15 protein-coding genes and 4 pseudogenes are annotated in these 19,260 nt (G+C 65.7%); 7 read left to right on the top strand and 12 right to left on the bottom strand.

Annotated features, from left to right (window positions below):
- Positions 1–45: 45 nt before the first annotated feature.
- From STRTUCAR8_RS48395 to STRTUCAR8_RS24630, 3 genes are all read right to left on the bottom strand, one after another.
- A complete protein-coding gene (locus STRTUCAR8_RS48395) occupies positions 46–2,235 on the bottom strand; it encodes a phage tail tip lysozyme (RefSeq protein ID WP_006379264.1) in 2,190 nt (729 codons plus the stop codon).
- 58 nt (positions 2,236–2,293) lie between these two features.
- Entirely contained in the window at positions 2,294–3,598 is a 1,305-nt protein-coding gene (locus tag STRTUCAR8_RS24635) for a hypothetical protein (RefSeq protein WP_006379164.1), read from the bottom strand.
- Between the two features lie 137 nt (positions 3,599–3,735).
- Positions 3,736–4,128, bottom strand: coding sequence for a hypothetical protein (locus tag STRTUCAR8_RS24630; RefSeq protein ID WP_006378607.1), 393 nt, complete (start codon positions 4,126–4,128; stop codon positions 3,736–3,738).
- A gap of 427 nt (positions 4,129–4,555) precedes the next feature.
- On the opposite strand from STRTUCAR8_RS24630, the gene STRTUCAR8_RS24625 reads away from it, so the two are divergent.
- Positions 4,556–5,065: a helix-turn-helix domain-containing protein gene (locus STRTUCAR8_RS24625; protein ID WP_006379194.1), complete on the top strand. Its 510-nt coding sequence runs from the start codon at positions 4,556–4,558 to the stop codon at positions 5,063–5,065.
- A gap of 126 nt (positions 5,066–5,191) precedes the next feature.
- Here the strand turns inward: STRTUCAR8_RS24625 and STRTUCAR8_RS24620 are convergent, their stop codons facing one another.
- From STRTUCAR8_RS24620 to hemC, 4 genes and pseudogenes are all read right to left on the bottom strand, one after another.
- Positions 5,192–5,797 (bottom strand): hypothetical protein, encoded by a 606-nt coding sequence (locus STRTUCAR8_RS24620; RefSeq protein WP_158697428.1) that lies wholly within the window; start codon positions 5,795–5,797, stop codon positions 5,192–5,194.
- Between the two features lie 143 nt (positions 5,798–5,940).
- A pseudogene (locus STRTUCAR8_RS55750) lies at positions 5,941–6,373 on the bottom strand (transposase); the annotation flags it as partial.
- Positions 6,374–6,506: 133 nt separating this feature from the next.
- Complete coding sequence (locus STRTUCAR8_RS53485; protein WP_199791706.1) at positions 6,507–6,680, bottom strand: hypothetical protein; 174 nt, start codon at positions 6,678–6,680, stop codon at positions 6,507–6,509.
- A gap of 142 nt (positions 6,681–6,822) precedes the next feature.
- Positions 6,823–7,645 (bottom strand): annotated as a pseudogene (hemC, locus tag STRTUCAR8_RS24605) (hydroxymethylbilane synthase).
- A gap of 164 nt (positions 7,646–7,809) precedes the next feature.
- On the opposite strand from hemC, the gene STRTUCAR8_RS24600 reads away from it, so the two are divergent.
- The 4 genes from STRTUCAR8_RS24600 (at position 7,810) to STRTUCAR8_RS24590 (ending at position 10,012) form a co-directional block, all read left to right on the top strand.
- Complete coding sequence (locus STRTUCAR8_RS24600; RefSeq protein ID WP_006378859.1) at positions 7,810–8,409, top strand: endonuclease exonuclease phosphatase; 600 nt, start codon at positions 7,810–7,812, stop codon at positions 8,407–8,409.
- A gap of 246 nt (positions 8,410–8,655) precedes the next feature.
- Positions 8,656–8,859 carry a hypothetical protein gene (locus STRTUCAR8_RS55415; RefSeq protein WP_044472787.1) on the top strand — a complete coding sequence of 68 codons (204 nt, stop codon included), beginning with the start codon at positions 8,656–8,658 and terminating at the stop codon, positions 8,857–8,859.
- Positions 8,856–9,032, top strand: coding sequence for a hypothetical protein (locus tag STRTUCAR8_RS52650; RefSeq protein WP_158697426.1), 177 nt, complete (start codon positions 8,856–8,858; stop codon positions 9,030–9,032). Before STRTUCAR8_RS55415 ends, STRTUCAR8_RS52650 begins: the two co-directional genes overlap by 4 nt.
- 356 nt (positions 9,033–9,388) lie before the next feature.
- Complete coding sequence (locus STRTUCAR8_RS24590; RefSeq protein ID WP_063748533.1) at positions 9,389–10,012, top strand: hypothetical protein; 624 nt, start codon at positions 9,389–9,391, stop codon at positions 10,010–10,012.
- Between the two features lie 6 nt (positions 10,013–10,018).
- Here the strand turns inward: STRTUCAR8_RS24590 and STRTUCAR8_RS24585 are convergent, their stop codons facing one another.
- Positions 10,019–11,176, bottom strand: a complete 1,158-nt coding sequence (locus STRTUCAR8_RS24585; protein ID WP_006378961.1) for a hypothetical protein — start codon at positions 11,174–11,176, stop codon at positions 10,019–10,021.
- 2 nt (positions 11,177–11,178) lie between these two features.
- On the bottom strand, positions 11,179–12,297 hold the full coding sequence (locus STRTUCAR8_RS24580) for an ImmA/IrrE family metallo-endopeptidase (RefSeq protein ID WP_234372718.1): 1,119 nt from the start codon (positions 12,295–12,297) through the stop codon (positions 11,179–11,181).
- A 212-nt stretch (positions 12,298–12,509) separates the two neighbouring features.
- Between STRTUCAR8_RS24580 and STRTUCAR8_RS50095 the strand changes: the two are divergent.
- Positions 12,510–13,225 (top strand): annotated as a pseudogene (locus STRTUCAR8_RS50095) (transposase family protein).
- Between the two features lie 249 nt (positions 13,226–13,474).
- Here the strand turns inward: STRTUCAR8_RS50095 and STRTUCAR8_RS24565 are convergent.
- Both STRTUCAR8_RS24565 and STRTUCAR8_RS24560 read right to left on the bottom strand, forming a co-directional pair.
- Positions 13,475–15,112, bottom strand: coding sequence for a UvrD-helicase domain-containing protein (locus STRTUCAR8_RS24565; protein ID WP_006378712.1), 1,638 nt, complete (start codon positions 15,110–15,112; stop codon positions 13,475–13,477).
- Complete coding sequence (locus tag STRTUCAR8_RS24560) at positions 15,100–17,103, bottom strand: ATP-dependent nuclease (RefSeq protein ID WP_006379039.1); 2,004 nt, start codon at positions 17,101–17,103, stop codon at positions 15,100–15,102. The genes STRTUCAR8_RS24565 and STRTUCAR8_RS24560 overlap by 13 nt, the downstream gene beginning before the upstream one ends.
- A 1,035-nt stretch (positions 17,104–18,138) precedes the next feature.
- Here STRTUCAR8_RS24560 and STRTUCAR8_RS55410 point away from each other — a divergent pair.
- Positions 18,139–18,471, top strand: coding sequence for a hypothetical protein (locus STRTUCAR8_RS55410; RefSeq protein WP_006379281.1), 333 nt, complete (start codon positions 18,139–18,141; stop codon positions 18,469–18,471).
- Positions 18,472–18,734: 263 nt separating this feature from the next.
- On the opposite strand, the pseudogene STRTUCAR8_RS50090 reads toward STRTUCAR8_RS55410, so the two are convergent.
- Positions 18,735–18,875, bottom strand: a pseudogene (locus tag STRTUCAR8_RS50090) (undecaprenyl-diphosphatase); the annotation flags it as partial.
- Between the last annotated feature and the right edge of the window lie 385 nt (positions 18,876–19,260).

The raw sequence follows: 19,260 nt of genomic DNA, 5'->3' as shown, positions 1-19,260 counted from the left end.
GATCGCCCGGCACCGGCTTCTCACTCCCAGATCAGATGCAGCGCATCAGACCGTCTTGATCTTGCCGGAGGGGAGCATCGAATCCGACATGTCCACGAACTTCCAGCCCTCGGCCGCCATCCGCGCCGCGCTGTCGACACGGATTCGGCCCATGAAGGCGCAGTAGCCGGCCTCGCCGAGGATGACCTTGTCGCCCTGGACGCCGAGCACCATGAGGGTGTGGCCGGCAGGACCGGAGCCCGGGCCGGAACCCACCGAATACGCCGTCGGAGTCGAAGACAACTGCTTGCCGGTCTCCCCCGCGATCGTGTACGCCGTCTCCTTGCCGTCACCCGCCGGGTAGGTCTGGAACGTCGTGTACTTGTTCACGAAGTAGGTCGAGAACGAGACGCAGTTCTCAGCGTGATTGCTCCCGCACGAGCCGGGACCACCCTGGTCGCCGTAGCGGTCGTCGAGGAACTTGTCACCCTCCTTGTTGAAGAGGTCGACGAGGGCCTGAGCCTCTTCCTGGGTCATCCCGCCGTCCTTCAGCGAGACGGAACTGCCGCCGTTGGAGGTGCAGTTGCCCAGGATCGTGTTGATGCCGTTGACGATGTTCTCGATGATCCCGCCGACGATGTCCTTGACGTCGCCCACGATCGAGCTGTCGACCGACCAGCCGCTCATCTTGCCGAACCACATCTCGGCGTTGTCGCCTCGTGCGGTGAGCCCGGCCGCGCCGTCAGTGGAGCGCTCCCAGTTCTCGTGGAAGTGCAGCGCCGCCGTACGCGGCGAGCCCTGCGACGTCTTGAGCATGTCCTTGAAGACCGTGACATCGCCGGGGTTGTCACCATCGACCATGAAGGCCAGCTGGGCCTTGATCGTGAACCAGTCGACGCCCTTGCTCTTCGCGTACTGGCGCAGCAACGTGTTGCGGCCGAACGTCCACTGCCCGAGACCGATGCCGTTGTCCGTGTTCTGTGCGGCGCTGGCCTTCTCGGCGGTCATGGCATACGTCCCCGAGGGGAAGTTCTGCACGCTCGTCGGGTCGATCCCAGACTCCTGCGACCAGTTGCCGAGGATGCCCGCGATGTTCTCCTTCGGCATCCCCCAGCTGCTGAGTACCGAGTAGATCTCCTTGGCGTTCTTCTCCACGTCCGCCGGGACGGTGGCCCCGGAACCGTTGCCGACGCTACCCGCGTTGACGACGCACGCCGTCCCGTTCGTATTGATGCTGCCTTCGGTCAGCGCCGTCGAGTTGAGGAGGCCGGTCAAGACCGTGCCCAACAGGGCCACGGTGGCGGTCATCGCGACCGCACCCGACATCGCTGCCGCTACAGGGGCCATCGTCGCCGTGACAGTGACGCCCAGGACCGCGCCGGCCCCCTTGGCTATAAAGCTGCCGATCGCCATGAACGGCGCAGCGATCGCATGACCAACCGCCTTGACAATGCTGACGATGAGCGTCCACAGCAGCTTCCCGGCGTTGACGGCCATCGCCATGGCGGCGAAGAACATGGACTTGAGCCAGTTCAGGAAGGCCATGGCCATGACCACACCCATGGCCGGCGGAACAGCAGCCGCGCCACCGCCGACGGCGACGCCCTTGGCTGCCTTCGAGCCCAGGCCCTCGTCGTCCTTCGGTGCACCGTGCTCGTAGCCCGTGCCGCCGGCACCCAGCATGCGCTGGTCGGCCGGCTTGGCGTCCGGGCTGCCACCGGTGACCTTGGACACGCCCTTGACGGCGTCCTGGGCCCCTTCGACGCCGACGTTCTTCGCTGCGCCAACGGCAGCTCCCGGAAGCCCGCCAGCCTGTGCGCCGGCCACGGCACCGGAGACGGCAGCTCCCGCGTAACGCCCGGCGTTACGGCGGGTCGCGCTGCTGCCGTCTCCCTCGATCGCCTTCTGGGCCGCGCCTCCGGCCATGTTCCCGGCAACGCCGTTCATGCCCTGCTTGATCTTCGACCCAGCATTCGCGGCACCGGCTGCCTTGCCTGCGGTTTCTGCGGTGTCTGCCGCGTCCGGCATCTTCGGCGCAGTGTTTGCCGCGCCAGAAGGACCAGAAGAAGCAGCTCCCGGGGCCGGGAGCTGCTTGGGCACGCTGGCCTTGCCCTCGGGAGGCTTCTCGATGCCCTCCTCAGGGCCGAGGCTCTTGGTCCCGCGACCTTGCCGGGGCATCCCCTGACTCACCGACGTGCTCGGCTGGTCCTTCGTCGTCCCCTTCTTGGGACTCCGATTCGGCTTGTCGGTGGCCATGTCGTTTTCCTTTCCGGGTCAATGCCAGGCAGCGGGATGCGTCACTTCATCGCTGCACTCAATGGAGCGTGGTGAGGAAGTCCTTGTCGTCGCGAATGGTGCTGTTGGACTGCACGTCCCGCAGACCCACGTCCAGTCGGAGCAGATCGAGCGACAGATCAGACTCGTACTGCGACTTGTTTCGGGAGTAGTCCTGATACGCCTGTGAAAGGTTGTTCATGATGTTCATGAGCGGGCGCATCGTCACGTCAGAGGACTGGTAGTCCTTGGTGAGGCTGGTGCCGTCCGAGAGGATCCACTGCATGTCCGAGATCTGCTGGCTCGTCGGATCCGAGCCCTCGTCACGCTTCTTGGTGAAGAACTGGGCGTAGCTCTGACCGGCCGGCACCAGGGCGTCGAGGTAGCCGTCGTAGACGTTGCCTGCACGCCAGTTGAGGTCGAAGCCGCCGGGGACGACATGCTTGGTCTGCAGCGCCAGCGTCGAGACGCCGTCCTTGGCCGCGGCCGCGGAGACGCCCGTGATCTTGTCGGTGGCAATCGAGACCGGGACGGTCGGCGGACGCAGGAACAGGCCGTCGATCTTCGTCGTCTGCAGGTCGGAGGTATACGACTGAATCTGCGTCAGATTCGTGCGCATCTCGACGAGCTTCTGGTCCAGGGCATCCCTGGCCTCGGCCTCCATCTCCTTGAGCGCGACCTCGTAGTAGGCCTGCGCAGGGTCGAAGGTCAGAGCGTCGAGCGCCGCGATCTTCTGGACCCCGGACGCGCCGGGGTTGAAGAAGACCCGCCACTGGTCGTACTTGGAGAAGGTCTCGTCGCCGGCCAGCTTGCCGCTGCTGTGCGCCTGCTCCGCTCCGGGCGTGGTGAGTTCGGCATTCGCACGGACCGTCAGGTTCAACACCTGACGGTCGAAGGGCCGGTCGGCGTTGAGGAGGACCCCGACGTATCCGGTCGAACCGAAGGCGAAGAAGGAGCCCTTGATCCCGCTGGTGCTGACCGGCTCGCTGTTCAGCGAGGTGTCCGACCCGAGCAGGAACGCCCTGTAGTCCGCGGCGTTGTACGAGATCTGAGCGGTCGGACTGAAGTGCATCATCACGAGCGCCTTGCTGCCGCTCTCGTTGGTGTAGACCCCGTCGACGGTGCCGTCGAGATTCGTCTTCGACGTCTTGAAGTCGCTGGTGTACAGCGCCGTCTGCGACAGCGAGTCACGCCCCGCCTGGTACGCCGAGGCACCCGATGCGCTGATCACGATCGCGCCCGTGACCGCGAAGATGCCGAAGAACACCCCAAACCGCTCGATCGCGTGGTGCGAGTCGAGCTTGAACTTCCTGCTGAAGGCCAGTGCCTTGTCCTTGATCCCCATGTTCTGCTCTCTTTCGTGCCTGCACCGTGCTGCGGGCCCGGATATGGCGAACCGGGCCGGAGGAGGCCTGGCACCTCAACCGACCCGGTTCGCTCGACGCCTCTGTCCCCGGTCGTGTGCACGTCTGTGACGGCCTCTTACTTGGAAGGGCCGCTCAGGAACCCGCTGAACTGATCGGTGGTCTGGACGATCACCGTGCCGCCGCCGAGGTCCGTGATGGTCTGCTGGCCGCCGGAACCGATCGTCGAGATCAGCGACCACCCGCCGGTGCCCAGGGCTCCGCCGACGAGAATGAGGAGCGCGATCGTGCCCCAGCCCTGCTGCTGACCCGCGGACTGCGGGTTGGCCATCAGCTTCTTGATCAGGAGCACACCGCCCCAGACCAGGCCGGCAGCACCGAGCAGCATGAGCAGAAGACCGCCCCAGAGCTGGATCTGGGACTTGGCGTTCTGCAGGAAGCTGGTCAGGTCCCAGGCTGCACTCGGCAGGGAAGCCTGTGTGAGGACGGCTGCCTCGTAGATCTTCGTCATGGATCTTTCCTCTCGCCTTTCGAATCATTCGGTGGCATGACAGTGAGTCACAAGGCAACAAGCGCAGCTCATCCGCCCGGTCGGGCAGTGATAGAAGCCGGGGTGGTCGGTAGACATGCTGTCGGCTCCCCCCCGCTGGCTCGTATACGTGCGCATCTGCAGTGACTAATCTACCTCATTCGAATGGCTAGTCACATAGGCCGTGAAAGGGTCTATTGATAAAGACCCAAAAGGGGCTCGGAAACGAGGCGAATCGGCATCGCGACGCGCGACCGCAGGGTCGCGGCGGAAGCCTGTGGAATCCGCAGTGTGAGATGTGTAATGTGCCGCTCCAGCACTGCTGCGGCGCTGGCCTGCTCGATTTCGAGGCGGGTCGCCCTCACGCACCCCGTCGATCGCGATCTCGACCAGGAAGTACCAAGCCGCCATGAACCCACTGCCCGGGGACCTTTTCGCCCGCCGACTTCGTCAAGAACGCGAACGCCTCGGCATCAGCCAGGCAGAGCTAGCGCGCCGTATGGCCGCCCTGCTCGGCACGAACGTTGACTCCACCGCCATCACACGCATCGAGCAGCAGACCCGCGCGGTCAGGCTCGACGAGGCGGTCACCGCTGCCGAGGCTCTCGGGGTCCCTCTGGTCACACTGGTCAGCGACAATTACGCCCGCGAAAACGAAGCCGAGATCCAGAACCAGCTCGCCGAACTCGCCCTTGCCGAGCAGGAATGGGAGAGGCTGCGCCAGAAGATCCACCGGATCACCCAGACCATCCAGCATCTGTCCGCCGAGCGGGAGGCATTCCGCTCTCACGCGCTGGACGTCAACCCGGAAACCGCCGGCGACTACGAGCTCGACCCTGAGACCCAGGCCGCTCTCGACGCCCGGATGCGTGATGTCCGCAACAAGCCGGCCGGAGAGATCACCGACCCAGGCGCATGACGCTGTTGCGGGCGGCCGGGTTGAATTCCCGGTCGTAGACGCCGTCTCGGGCTTCCTCCACCGGCCGGCCCGCATGATTCCCCCGGTGCTCGCGCCGCTTCGTCTTCCCTGAGTGACGTGCCCTGCTCACAGACGGTGAAAGCCGGATGCCGACGGATCCATCCCGGCCTCTTCTATGCGCCTGTGCAGCATCGCGTGCAGCGCGTCGCCGCTCACACCGGCTTCCTGAATCCGTACGTCCCTCCTGTTGCGGTACGTCGCTCGCAGCAGGGGAGCGGGCGAGGCGAGGTCCGCGCCGCTGATCAGCCTCGCACGGCCGCCGACACCGAAGACATGCGCGTCGAGTTGGTACCTGTGCAGCTGCCGCATGATCGTCCGCCGACGCTTACGGGCGTCTTCTGTCGTAGAGGCCGCCACCAGACCCATCGGTGATCCGGTGCCGCACAGCGCACAGCTCGATGACGTCCGCCTGAAAGGCAGGACGACGATGTCGGGCAGCACATTGTCCCGGTTGGCCTTCGACTCGCCCACGTGCACATAGATGCCCTCGATCGGATGCAGCTCCAGGCTGTTCAGCCGCAGGGCCGCAGTGTCTCGAGCGGTGCGGATAGGCTCGTAGGTATGGGAATTGACTGGGAGAACATGCTCGGCACAAGCGGGAACGGCCTCAACGATGCATACGACAGGGCGGTCTCCTCGGTCATCTACAGCGAGAGCCTGGGGGGCGACCATCGGCCACTCCCAGTCGGTGAAGAGTGCGACGACACAGACGGCCTGCGCTGACCTGAGGGCACACACAGAAACTGCCCGGTCCGCTTTGATGGACATTGGAGATCAGAGGCTTCGGGCCCCGGAGTGAACCGGTGGTCAAGCGAGTACACACGGCCGTCGGTCCACACCGTGGTCACCGTGACGACGCCGTTGTCGGTCTTGCCCAACCGGCCCAGCTACTGCCGACCCACATGTGCGGTGGCCGTGCCGTCCCTGCGGTCCCCGGAGTCGTCGATCACGATCACTCCGTCGGCGTGCGGAGCGGTCGCGGTCTGACCGCGCATCAGGTCAAGCCGTCGGCCGTTGACCTGCTCGGTGTCCCAGACGGACTCGGACAGAAAGTACTGCAATCGCTGCGCCGCAGCTGTTCGCGCGCCGACAACCGGCTCCGCTCCGGCCAGACAGGTGATCGTCTTGTTCCGCTCTAGGGTCAAGTAACCCCCGCCGCTGGGCGAGGCTGGCAAAGAGGTCGTCGAACCGGCTCGCGTACTCTTCCAATGGACCTGGCGCGGGCGGACACGAACGGCGGGCAGTCATCTTCAGCCCCCAGCACGGCAGTTGACTCGTACCCACCGCTTTGCGGCCGAACCACCCAGCCGTCAACCCACAGCTACCGGCGGGGTTAACGAACTACCGGTAGGACCCGCCCAGTCGGCGGGGTGCTCGTGCGCTACGCCGCCTTGACCATATCGGCCCGGGTGGCTTTCTCCCACTCGACCAGGAGCCGTTGGTACTCCACCGCGCGCCGGGGTGTGTTGGGCTCCTCCATGAGTCGTCGGATCGCCGTGTTGATCCGCGCAGCAGCAGGCTGCAGCCGACCGTGAGGCCTGGAGGGGGAGGACATGGACAAATCGTACGGGCCCGCACCGACAACGGCCGCCGAGCTCCGCCCCCGATGACGTAACTCGGCCGACTCCTCGGCAGGGAGGTCCCGGCGAGGGCGCGGACGGGCAGGCGAGGCTCGCCGCTACGCCCTCGCGGAGGGCTCAATACGGGATGCCGTCGATCAACTCGCGGGCGCTGACGAAGAAGGGAGACGGCCACGGAGGTGCCGAGCGTGGCCGGGTCCAGGCGGCCCGCCCACTCGTGGGCGTAGATCATGACCTTCCCGTCCGGGGAGAACACCGTGGCGCGGAGCGAGAGCTCCCCGCCGCGCTCAACCTGGGCGTACCCGGCGATGGGGGAGTCGCAGTGCCCCTGGAGGACGTGGAGGAACATGCGCTCCGCCTCGGTCTCCCGGTAGGCGTCGCGGTCGCCGAGCCCGCTGACGAGGTCGATCAGCTCCGTGTCGTGCTGGCGACACTGGAGCGCGAGGACTCCGGCGCCGATGGGCGGCATCATCACGTCGGTGGCCAGGGTCTCCGTTCGCGCCGGCCGATCCGCTCCAGGCCAGCGACGGCCAGGATGAGCCCGTCTGCTTCGCCGGCGCCCAGCTTCTCCAGGCGGCGGTTCGCGTTACCGCGCATCGGGACGCACTCCAGGTGCGGGTGGTATACGGGGAGCTGGGCGATCTTGCGGACGGAGGAGGTGCCGATCCGCGTGCCGGCCGGGAGCTCGTCAAGGGTGACGCCGCCGGGGTGGATGAGGGCGTCCCGGATGTCGTCGCGCTTGAGGAAGGCGGCGAACACGGCCCCGGCCAGGAGCGGCCGGTCCGCGGGGACGTCCTTCACACAGTGCACCGCGAGATCGGCGTCACCGGCCAGGAGCGCGGCGTCAACCTCCTTCGTGAAGGCGCCTTTCCCCTCCACCTTCGCCGGTCGTCTTCACGGGAAGCACCGTCGTCTGCACGTCCGGGTGGAGCGCGGCCAGCTCGGCGCGGACTCGCCAGGTACTCGACCATTCCGGCCGTGCCGAGGGCCTGGAGCGCGGCCCACTCCCCGTAGGTCGAGTAGGCGACGATCGGAACTTTCTGCTCGTCGCGGAGCCGTACGCGGACGTCCCCGGCCGCCGCACGGCACCCGGGAGGGGGCGCGATGATCGTGTCCCGCCTCGCCACAAGCCCGCTCCCGCTGCCGGTGGACTACCTCCCGCACCGGGTGGCCGCCGTGACCGTGGAGACCGACACGGGGCCCCTGGAGGTCGTCGGGGTGTACGTACCGTCCCGCGATCAGACGGAGGCGAAGGTCACCAGGAAGCGCACGTTCCTGGAGGGCCTGGCCGCCGCGCTCCCCACCGGGAAGGCTGGCCACCGCCTGGTCCTCGGGGGCTTCAACATCCTGGAGTCCACCCACGTCCCGCGATACCGGACCTTCCAGGCCTGGGGGTACGAGTTCTATACCGGGCTCGCCACGGCCGGGTACCGGGACGCCTTCCGCCTCCTGGCCCCGGACGCCCTGGAGTATTCCTGGGTGGGGCGTACCGGCGACGGCTACCGCTACGACCACGCCCACGTCTCCGGGCCTTTCACGCGCCACGTGACGGGTTCCCGGTACGTGCACGAGCCGCGCACCGACGAGGACCGGCTGCTCACGGACCACTCCGCCCTGACGGTCGCCCTGGCGCTCAATGCCACGGCGCCCCTGGACGTGACCGACCCGGCCGCCGTGGAGCACTCGGCGCCGGCGCTGTTCTGACCCTGATGCAGGAACCGCCCGAGGAGGACGGCATGAAGGTTGACACCTGGGACTACGTGACGCTGCTGCGGAAGTGGCTCGACACGGACGCGGCGCCGACGACGCTGGAAGACGCCCGGCTCCTGCGAGTGCTCAAGATCAGCGAGGAGCTGGGGGCGGAGGCCCTGCACGGCGTGCTCGGCGCGAACCCGAGGAAGGGCGCGTCACACGGGTGGGGGGACGTGGCGAAGGAGCGCGGACGTCATCGTGACGGCCATGATCGCGCTGGACACGGTCAGCGGGGACGCCGCGGCTGTGGTGAAGCAGCAGCTCCAGGACCGCACGGTGGACGAGCCGGCAGCGGCCGGGGGTATCGTCCAGGTCCTCGCGATCAGCGGGGACATGAGGCAGGTCGCCACCGCCGTGTACGGGGCGCTGGGCATGGCCCGCGGGGCGAGGCGACCGAGGTGACACACACGTGGGAGGACGTGGAAGCGCGCCTCGGCCGGCTCGTCCTCACGGCCGCCGCCGTGCTGGACGACCTCACCGGCGATGCCTGGGACACGTTGGATGACCGGCTGCGTTTCCCTCGTGGCGAGGGTCGCGGCCTAGAGCGGATCTTCGTATCAGTGCGCGGGTCTTGAACGACTTGGGGCGAGCATTCCGTATGATCGATCAAGAGCGGGAAACGTTTGGATTGCATGGCAAGACGACCGTTGTGGAGTGCCGAGGGCTCGCACTAGGGTCATCGCTGTCGCTCCTGCGACGGGGCAGGTGTGGCAGCACTAGCCTGATCTGAAGACAGGGGCTCGTGCCCGTGACCCGGGCAGCAGTGTCTCAGTTGTGCCTGGTAGGCGGCGTGGTCGTCGTGGGTAGTGGCAGCCGCGGCCTGCAGTGCTGGCGCGTTCAGACCATTCCGTGAAAGGTTTCCTACCGGTAGGTAAGTAGGCGGTCGTCTGTGAAGGGCGAGCCTCCTTGAGGCGAGGGCAGAGGTAGCAACATGGCTGTGGCGGCGCGAGGTCCGGCGGAAGCGATCTCCGGAGCGGCGGCGCCTGGCACTCTGTTCCCTCAGGGTGCAGATATTGGCGTGTTGAACATGTTTGGTATCGATGCCGTAGTTGCATACAGCGAAAACGAGGACGAGATCGAGCGACGTGCTCGCGTCGGCACGCTGGAGCTCACCAATCCTCGGGCGCTGGACCTGCTGATGAACCTTCCACTGGGCGAGCCTGTACCGGTCACTTCGCTGAGCGACACAGAGCGACGCGTGCTGAGGCGGATGCCTAGGGGAACGGTTACCCGGCATGACAACGTCGTCGTCCGCGAAGCAACCCACCCCATCCGAGTCGATCTTGCCGTCGTCCCGGGTAAGGGCTGGGCCTCCGCTAAGGAAAAAGCCGAATGGTTCACACCTTTCTGCGCGCGGGCTGTCTTGATCGACCGGCCTCTGCGGCGTCGAGATGACGCCGTGATGGAGGCAGAGTTCTACGGCATTGGGCTACTCGTCGCGACCAGCAATGACGTTGAGGTCGTTGTCCCGCCTCGCCCCTTCGTTCGGCGTCGGCACACTGTGGCCGGCTGGAGGTTCGTGGAAGAGGCGTATAAGCAGCTCTTGGCTCGGTGAGCCGCCTCAGGGCGTGATCGGCAGCGTTGCCCAGGCCTCCAGCGGGTCAGGGACTGCAAAGCCCGCCTTCGAATTTGCCGACAGTCCCAGACGCTGGTTTTCCAGGGCGTAGTGCGCGACGGCTGCGGCACACTTGTCGCGCCACCACCCTTTGCGCTCTATCCCGGGCTTCCTGCTGGTGATCTCGATGACCCAGGCGCTCCAGGTGCTGATGTTGTGGTCTTCCGACTCGCGCCGCGCTTCGCCGCCCGGATCGTTGAATCGGTCCAGGCCTCGACCGTCACAGACGTCGCAGCTGCAGGTTGCTGGCGGGTGATTGGCGTACAGGCGGGCAAGTGACTGAGTGCCCTTGAAGCACATCAGGCTCGGCATCAGCACTGACGGATATTGGGGTCCACCACCGTTGGGGTTGAACAACGCCCGCTCGCCAGGGGGAATGCTGTGCCGACTGGCGCTGTCGGCGCCGATACCGGCAAACAGCCCGCCGTGGGCGAGTACGTCCAGTGCGGCCAGATCAGTCCGCAGGAGGGCGACATCAGGTAGCTCGGCTACGACGCGGCGCAGGTTGGCGGGAACACTCTTGGCCTGCTCCATCGGATCGAACTGCCGGAACAGGGTCAAGGCCTTCGGTTGCGGGATGCGCTTGCAGACTGCGATCAGCTGGCTGAGGAATTCATCGGTGAGCCAGGCGATGTCGATCGGGAGGTTGACGATTGTGTCTGCCCGCTCGAGGCGTTCGGACTGGCGCATGACCGCCTTGAGCGCCCTGGAGGCTCCCGGGGGAATGTATCCAGTCGGTGTGAGAGAGGCGCTGGCACCGCGGGCCTTCTGCAGCTCAAGCGAGGTGTCGACCGTGTCGAACAGCTCGTTGCCATCCAGCAGAAAGGGTTCATCGGCTGTCGCGGTGTGCGTCTTGTAGGCCGCAGTGTCGATCAGCAGGGCGCCTGTGTAGCCGGAGGTTCGGAGCTGGTAGGCGCGTTCACCCGCCTTCTCCCCGCTCATGACGACGCCGCCGAGGTCATCGTCGAGCGGAGTCCGCATCTGCGGTACGAAGCGGGCGTTCTCATGCAGCAGTACACGCCCCTGGAGTAGCGGCGTGGCCGGTACCGACGCATCGAGGACCCGCAGGGCGGGGGTGCGGCCGGGGAACGGCGAGTTTGCCATTGTCACCTACTTGTTGGTGAATCCGGTGGCCGTGTGGTCACCGGGGCGGAGGAAGGACACGAGTAGATCTCGGTGAACTCCTCGAGTTCCAGACCGGCTAGGTGGGCTGCCTGGGACAGGTCGAGGTTGTGCTGTTGCCTCAGTCGGGTCACGACCTCGGCAAGGCGACGCGGGGTCTCGAGCTCGAACGTAGCGGGTTCGGTGGTTCGGTAGCCCAGGGCGGACATCTCCACCATGAGCGAGCGGTACTGCCACTCGGTGAGGACGCCGAGTGATTTGGCTCGGCGGGCGAGCGCTGCCATCGAGACCCTCCACCGACGCTTCAGTTCCATCAACCGCGCCAAGTCCACGCGCGGCCGAAGTTCGGCCACGATGCTCTCGTGCGGCATGAGAAATTCGGCTGCGAATTCATCGGCTTGCTGTTCCTGCAAGCGTCCGTCCCCAGGCTCAGTGTGCATCACGATGTGCCCGAGTTCGTGCGCCAGGCTGAAACGATAACGGTCCGCAGGGGCAGTCGAGTTGAGCAGGACGAGCGGGCGTTCACTGTGCGGCCACTGGCTCACGGCATCCAGCTCACGAGTTTCGAGATCGCGGATCACGAGCAGAGCGCCGGCGGCTTCGAGCACCTCTACCACATTGGAGACAGGGCCCTGCGGGAGCCCCCACTCCAACCGCAGCGACTCCGCGGCATCAGCCGGCGTATCAAAGTCGTTCACCGCGATGTGCCTGAACGCATGCTTGTCGTCTTCGTGACCCGCTGCCGTCAGGGCATCCACCTGGAGACGGGTAACTGCCAAGGTCGCGTGCACACGCCGCAGTGCCAGCGCGCCCATGGACGCTCGCTTCCGGTGGTGAACGAGACCAACGCCCGTCCCGCCACTGTCAGTGGCGCGGCATAGCATCTGGGGCGTGTACCTGAGAGCTGCGGCGAACAGGGCGAGACGCTCGCCCCTCACTGCCAGGCGACCGGCTTCGGCTCGGCTGACATACCCCTGCGACACCGTGTCGTCGGCCGCACGGCATGTCATTTCCCGTGCTACGTCAGCCTGCGTCCAACCACGCGACTCACGGGCCAGCGTCAACATGGCGGGCTGCGCCACCAAGTCGACAATGTCATCCACGACCACACCCACCTCCCGCGCTCAGGCTCGTCAGCGTGCCACCACCATACAACCCAGCGCAGTATACGCAGAAACATACCTCAAAATATTCCGCTCATGACGTGCCCACTTTGCTCTCGGTGCAAAGATCGCCTGACGACACGGCTCCGCCCCTGTGCCCATCAGGCCAGACATCCGATCCGTTGTGGGTCGAGACGTTCACGGGCCTGCGGATGCGGCAGTTCGAAGGCTTGTTACGGGTGGTGCGGGAACGGGGCGGCAGCGGTCCTGGCGGCGGGCGGCCGTGGCGCCTGCCGTTGGCAGATCGGGTGCTGCTGGTGGCGGTCTACTACCGCACCAACCTGACCGTGCGACAGCTCGCGCCGCTGTTCGCTGTCTCGCCGGCGACGGTGTGCCGGGTCATCCAGCGGCTGCGGCCCCTCCTCGCCCTTGAGCCCATCTCCCGGCCCGCCGACACTACGGACCGGCTGTGGATCGTGGACGGCACCTTGATCCCGGTCCGCGACCGGAAGATCGGCGCCTCGAGCCGCAACTACCGGTTCTCGGCAAATGTGCAGGTCATCATCAATGCTGGCACCAGGCTGGTCGTGCCCGCCGCTTGCCTGGCCCGGGCAACCGGGCCGATGCCCAGGTCTGGCGGAACTCCGGTCTTGCCCAGCACTGCGACGGCGTCACGGTGCTGGGCGACGGCGCCTACATCAACACAGGCCTGGTCGCCCCGCACCGAAAACGGCCCGGCCGGCCACTCCCCGCGGGTGAGGAGGAAGACAACGCCGAGCACCGTCGGGTCCGTGCCCGCGTCGAGCATGCCGTCGCCCGGATGAAGAACTGCAAGATCCTGCGTGACTGCCGCCAGCGCAGCGGCGACGGCCTCCACCATGCGGTCCAGGCCGTCGCCCACATGCACAACCTCGCCTTGGCAGCATGATCACAGCAGCAGAAGCCCCGGCTTGACCTGCCCGAACACGATCGTCAAGTCCGGTAAGTTTTCGGGAAGTTACTTGCCGCCCGGCATCCCCACGCGGTCCTCACACAGCGCAGCAACAGTGTGCAGACCCGGAGCTGGCGTGCGGCTGCTTACCTGCGACATAAGGGCGAATGTGCCCACTGGTAGTAGCTGGTCTGCGCTGCACGTCCCGGAGTCCGGGATGCGTAACTGCTCTGCGTGGTACGTATTTCACGGGTGGATGGTGCCTGAAGAGAACCAGGTGTGGAGTGTGGGCTCTGCTCCGTCCGGGAGATCGTCGATGAACACCACGGCCAGGCCACGCTGGGCTCGCGAGCAGCAGACGTAGAACAGGTTGCGTGACCGTTCGGTACGGTCGGGCTTGTCGGTGCCGGCGAGCATTTTGCTGATGCTGTACCTGTTCCAGGCGCGGTCGTCGACCACCACTACGACGTTCTCGAATTCGTCACCCTTGACGCCGTGCTGGGTTGAGAACGGGGTGAGTTCGTCGATGAAGTGGGTGACGCTGATGACTTCACGGTAGGACACGGTGCGGAGGTTGTTGGAGAAGTCCGCCCGTCGCTGGTCGCGTTCGTCCAGGTCCGTTGCGGATCTCCGGCGTTCCAGATCCTTGAGTTTTCCCGGCTGGGCGAGGAGATGGCCGTCGGCCATCAGATCGAGCACCTCACCGATGGTGCCGGTGCTGCGTACGGCGTCGAGTGCACGGATCGCGTCACTGATGGCGCGTTTGTTGGCGTGACGGGTGATCCGTGTCCGCCCCTCGTCCAGCAGATCGGTCAGCCCGGCGAAGTCGTTGTCGCGGAACGCGGCGCTGATGGCCTCGATGCGGGTGAGGTACTGGATGTACGGCTCGTTGCGTGCCATGAGGTCGTCGGGACCGTAGCGGCCCAGCTTTCGGTACTGCTCTAGGAGGTTGGCGTACTCCAGGGTGCCGGCTATCCCTCGGTGGGTGAGCAGCAGGTATTTGCTGTTCTCCCGTGTCCAGCCGTTCCGGGCGAGTATTGCTTCGGCGGCGGTGAGTCGCGCAGGGCCGGCCGGGACGCTGCTGTTGAGGAACAAGTGGACCTCGCCGGTCTGCTGCTTGCCGACGGCGTCCTGGGTGAGCTCGGGACGCATCCGGTTGAGCACCTCGACGACCGGAGGCGAGCACCGGTAGTTCTCGTGCTTGGTGATCTCGGTGAGAAGGCCGGGCCGTTTTACCGCGCCGACGCCCGACTCGTAGATCTTCTGCATGGAGTCGCCGAAGAGACCGACCACGCATTTCTCGCGGCCTGCACCGGCCAGGTGGTCCAGCAACAGCTGGATCGTCTTGGGCGAAGTGTCCTGGTACTCGTCGACAAAGATGACCGGGTACTTGCTGGTGATGATGCGTATGAGCTTGGGGTGGGCCGTGACGAGACGGAGCGACAGCGCGATGACGTCGTCGTGGGAGATGCGCCCCTCGTGCAGCCTGCGCCCGCGGTCGGAATACTCGATGACGGGAGGATCGGTGACATCATCAAGGTCTTCCGGTTTGGACAGGTCCTTGTTGTAGTCGAGGATCTGCTGCCAGAGCTCAAACTGGTAGGGCTGGATGACACTCCACAGGAATTCGTGGATGGTGTCGACGTCGACGAGCGGGTCTGCGGCGATGCGTTCGACGATCTTTTTCTTGGCGACGTTGGTGTAGGTGATGCAGGCGATCCGCCGGCCGTGTGCCTCCAGGTCTACGCGGTGGTGGGTCAGGAGGTGCTGCAGGGCGCGTACCAGGGTGGTCGTCTTGCCGGCGCCGGCCCCTGCTTCGACGAGGAAGCTGCGTCGGGCTTCCAGCTCGGTGGTGACGGCTTCGAGGGTGTCTAGGCGAGCCACTGCAGTCCTTCGGCGATGTAGCGGGGAACGGCCCAGTCCTCCAGGAGCATGACGTCGAAGGCGAAGTCCGTCTTGTGGTCACTGAGTTGCTGTGCGATGTCGTAGGCCTTGGCTTCGATGTCGTCGGCGGTGGGGTCGGCCCCGACCTCCTTGACGAAGGCCGCCTTCAGGACGAGCTGGCGGAAGCCACGTACGAGGGGTTCTGCGTTGGCGATGATGAAGGCGTCCTCGAAGCTCCGCGCGCAGGCTCCCGAATCCTTCTCCGGGATCTGGTAGGCGACGCGGACGTGTCCTTGCTCTTTGTCGGCCGGGTCGGTGGCGAGCAGCTCGGCGATGCTGGACTTTGCGGGCAGCCAGTTCTTGAGCGTCGCATTCGAGGTGACCGTCGGCCCCTGGCCGGGTGGGCAGGCCTTGCGGTGCTTGGGGCACACGGAGTCGATGTCGGTGATGACGAGGGTCTTGACGTTTAGGAAGGCGAGCAGTTCCCGGAAGCGGACGGCGTAGGCGTCGCCGACTTCGATGACCGATACGTACTGGTGCAGAAGCCCCTTGGCGCACCGCCGGACCATTTCCGGCAGGATCAGCCGTTCCGCGGTGCCCTCGATCAGGATCACCTTGTCGGCGAAGAACATGTCGCACCGGTGCAAGACCATGTACTGGCGCAGGAAGCGCAGGGTCTCGTCACCCTGCGGAGTGGCCTTTACGTTGGCCTCGAAGGTCGAGAGATCCTTGACCGTGAGCTGCGGCTCGGAACGGTCGAAGTAGCGCACCGTGTGGAAGCCGCTGCTGGCGACGATGTGGGAGGAGTGAGTGGTGATGACCACCTGCACCTTCCAGCCCGTCTTACGGTCGATGAAGTCCTGGATGTTCTTGATGAACGTCTCCTGCATCTGGGGATGCAGATGGGCTTCGGGTTCCTCGATGAACAGCACCTGCAGCGCCGGCTTGGGGGTGGTGCGCTCGTAGGTCTGGTGAAAGCTGATGACCTGCAGGATCGTAAAGATCAGCTTGCTGTAGCCCAGCCCGTTGTGACCTTCGGGAAGATGGAAGTCGTCATCCCCGGACGGGTACTGGATGCGGGTACTGCCGCGCAGGATGCCTGAGGCCTCGATGAGGGAGACGATGCGGGGCTTCTGGACCGGGGTGATGGTGCCCACTCCGAAGGTGCGCAGGTCCTCGAAGATCGGGTCGAACAGCGTGGCGTAGTTGTCGTCGAGCTGCTGCGAGGCGGACGCCAGAGCGGTCTCGATCTGCTCGATGCTCTGGTGACGGTCTTCGTTGCCGCTGTTGACCTTGTAGTAGGCCTCGAACGTCTTCGACAGCGTGCGGGCTTTGTCGCTCGGCGTGTCATCCATCTTGGTCTGCGCGTAGACGAACTTGACCGACAGGATGGCCTCGGCGGCGCCGCGCTTGATCTCCTTGCGGACGCTCTCGTTCAAGGCGCTGACCGCGCGATAAGCCGGGGCGAAGTAGTCCGAGAAGTTCTTGCGCAGCCACTTGATGCGATCGAACTGCTCCCGCTGGCTGGCCGACCAGAAGTCCTTGAGGAAGTCGTGCGGGCGGGCCACCTCCAGCGCCGCTTCGATCTTGACCTCGAAGCAGGTGTCGTCCAGGTCGAGGATCACACCCGTGAGCGGCGCGAGGTCGTCGTCTTCCGTGTACTCGATGGTGAGGACCAAGCGGATGGCCGGGACGAGGTCGTAGGCCTTGGCCAGCAGGTCCTCGCTCGTCTCGGAGTCTCCACGGCCGGCATGCGCCTGAGCCTCGCCGAAGATCTGCCGCGCCTGTTCGATGTCGGCGATACGGCAGGTGGAGAAGTCCTCCAGGACGAACCTCGTGTCCTCCTCACCGAAGAACTTCTCGAAGAGATTGACGAACGACGTCTTGCCGCTGTTGTTGCGCCCAACGATGAGAGTGGCCTTCGGGTCAACTCGGACGTCCACCCTCTCCAGGGCGCGAAAGTTGATCACTTCGGCATGCGTCAGCTGCATCTCACTCCCGACATCGTCCCCAACCCCGCTCCCGGGACGGCATACGCGTGCGACTACCGAGAGTCAGAGCAGTATCTGATACGGAAGGGGCAGAGTTGCCTACTTGACTCAAAGTGATCAGAGGTGTGGCGGGTTGGATCTGTTTCGGTCGTTGCTGATCGGTCATCCAGTCGAACCTCACACACCACCAGGATGGTGCTGTCCCCCGTGCTCGCGCCGTCTTCCCTAGCACAGCGCCCCCAGGGGCCAGGCAAGGGAAAAGATCACGCAGGGGCTCGTCCCCCACACGCTGCGGCCCAAATGCGCTGATCGTTGACGGGCTGCGGCCGCCGGATTCGCGGGCGGACCTGACGCACGGCCAGGTGATCGAGGTACTGGTGGCGAAAGAACTGACCGCTCCCGCGCCGCTGTTCCGCGTCGGGCACTGGGCCTACTCGTGTGAGGCCATCAAGGGTCTTGGCGGAGGCCGATGCGTGTCCCGGCTGGTGCATTGACGGGTCTCATCGGTGTCTTGCTCGGGGCTTCGGCGATCAGCGTCGTTGTCGCGTCCGGCCGGTGGAAGCAAATTGTCTCCTCAGGGACACCACCGGAACTCGAAGATGTCCATGGCGAGACGCCGCTGCGTTTTTGGCACCACATCTGGCTCGCCGCGAGCTGTGCGAAGACCGCCGCTCAGTATTGATGGCGTTGTGTGACCTTGTACACCGCGAGTCGAGCAGGATCGGCCAGGGCTCAGCGCAGACGATGTCCTCGTCGTCCAGTCATATCCCGGTGTGCCGGCCCTCGGGCCACGATCGGGTGTGGCTCGGCCCACGGCGTCGTGCGCGGTAGCGAGGGACGGTGCAGATCTCGTGGGCTGAACGGCGGGCGAGGAGCGTCCGTGAGTCGGTCTGGTGGAGGGGCCTTTCGGGGATGGGCGGCGTGCGGCGGAGCCGGTGCGCGTGCTCAAGATCAGTCAGGAGCTGGGCGAGGCCGCGGAGGCCCTTCACGGCGCGCTCGGCGCCAACCCGCGGAAGGGCGCCTCACGCGTGGGGTGTGCCGAAGGAGTTCGCGGACGTCATCGTGACGGCCATGGTTGCCCTGGATGCCGTGAGCGGGGACGGCGCGGCGGTGGTGGAGCACCAGCTCCAGGGCCGCGCGCCGGATGGGATCACCGGCGGCTGGGGGCATCCGGCTCCTCCAGGTCCTCGCGATCAATGGGGACATGGGGGAAGTCGCCATCGCGGTGTACGGGGCACGGGTCTGCACGGTGAGGCAGTCGAGGTGACGCACGCGTGGGAGGACATGGAAGCGCGCCTCGGCTGGCTTATCCTCACGGCCGCGGCGCTGGACGACCTCACCGGGTGCTGCCTGGGACACGGTGGATGAGCGGCGGCGTTTCCGCGTGGCGAGGGTCGCGGCCTTGGCCGGACATGAACCTCAGCTGACCCGCACCCTCTGCACGGAAGGGCCCGCACGGACGTGCGGGCCCTTCCGTGTCATCCCCAACGTTGCGGACGCACACGTCCTAGTGGGGCGTATCCGTCTTCCCCGGTGGGAGATGAGTGGGAGACAAGTGGGAGATGATCATGGCGTGGTGCTGCAATCAGGCGCTAGGAAATGCTAGATAGCGCTGCCTGTGCGGCCCTGGTTCAGCCGCCGGATTCGCCCGCGTGCGGGCTGAGCACACCCATGCTGACCAGCACAATCACCACCACACCGAGGGCGATGCGGTACCAGACGAACGGCATGAAGCTCTTGTGGGAGATGAACTTCATGAACGAACTTATGACGACTTTGACCGAGCGGACTTGACCTGCTGTTTTCCACCACTTTTCAAGATCGAATGGTAGAGCAGTGGGAGATGGCGCCTTTCCAGTGCCCTCCCTCGCCGACCACGAACGGCGCAGCCACCTGCTTTGCAGCGAATCGGCAATCTCCTGCTCCATGGCAGGGCAACGTGCGAGTGGAGACCTTCCACGCCGGCGACCTCGCGGCCCATGCGGGTCTCCACGGCGATGCGACTGTGTCGATCTTCGTCCAGCCACTCCTTGCCGCCGTGACGAAGCAGGTACAGCCGCTTTCCGGCGTTCGTGGTCGCGGGGAACCGGCCCCTGACCCGCGGCCAAACTGTCCGACAAGGCACTGGCCGCAGTGCGCGCCTCGGTCGCTCACCAG

It is taken from the genome of Streptomyces turgidiscabies Car8 (genome assembly GCF_000331005.1).
Taxonomy (GTDB): domain Bacteria; phylum Actinomycetota; class Actinomycetes; order Streptomycetales; family Streptomycetaceae; genus Streptomyces; species Streptomyces turgidiscabies.
The sequence above is the reverse complement of the archived record's forward strand: the minus strand, read 5'-3'. Positions and strand labels throughout refer to the sequence as shown.

What these genes read in the sequence shown, in the direction of transcription:
- STRTUCAR8_RS48395 (WP_006379264.1), bottom strand. Translation starts at nt 2,235, where the DNA reads ATGGCCACCGACAAGCCGAATCGGAGTCCCAAGAAGGGGACGACGAAG.
- STRTUCAR8_RS24635 (WP_006379164.1), bottom strand. Translation starts at nt 3,598, where the DNA reads ATGGGGATCAAGGACAAGGCACTGGCCTTCAGCAGGAAGTTCAAGCTC.
- STRTUCAR8_RS24630 (WP_006378607.1), bottom strand. Translation starts at nt 4,128, where the DNA reads ATGACGAAGATCTACGAGGCAGCCGTCCTCACACAGGCTTCCCTGCCG.
- STRTUCAR8_RS24625 (WP_006379194.1), top strand. Translation starts at nt 4,556, where the DNA reads ATGAACCCACTGCCCGGGGACCTTTTCGCCCGCCGACTTCGTCAAGAA.
- STRTUCAR8_RS24620 (WP_158697428.1), bottom strand. Translation starts at nt 5,797, where the DNA reads ATGGTCGCCCCCCAGGCTCTCGCTGTAGATGACCGAGGAGACCGCCCT.
- STRTUCAR8_RS53485 (WP_199791706.1), bottom strand. Translation starts at nt 6,680, where the DNA reads ATGTCCTCCCCCTCCAGGCCTCACGGTCGGCTGCAGCCTGCTGCTGCG.
- STRTUCAR8_RS24600 (WP_006378859.1), top strand. Translation starts at nt 7,810, where the DNA reads ATGATCGTGTCCCGCCTCGCCACAAGCCCGCTCCCGCTGCCGGTGGAC.
- STRTUCAR8_RS24590 (WP_063748533.1), top strand. Translation starts at nt 9,389, where the DNA reads ATGGCTGTGGCGGCGCGAGGTCCGGCGGAAGCGATCTCCGGAGCGGCG.
- STRTUCAR8_RS24585 (WP_006378961.1), bottom strand. Translation starts at nt 11,176, where the DNA reads ATGGCAAACTCGCCGTTCCCCGGCCGCACCCCCGCCCTGCGGGTCCTC.
- STRTUCAR8_RS24560 (WP_006379039.1), bottom strand. Translation starts at nt 17,103, where the DNA reads ATGCAGCTGACGCATGCCGAAGTGATCAACTTTCGCGCCCTGGAGAGG.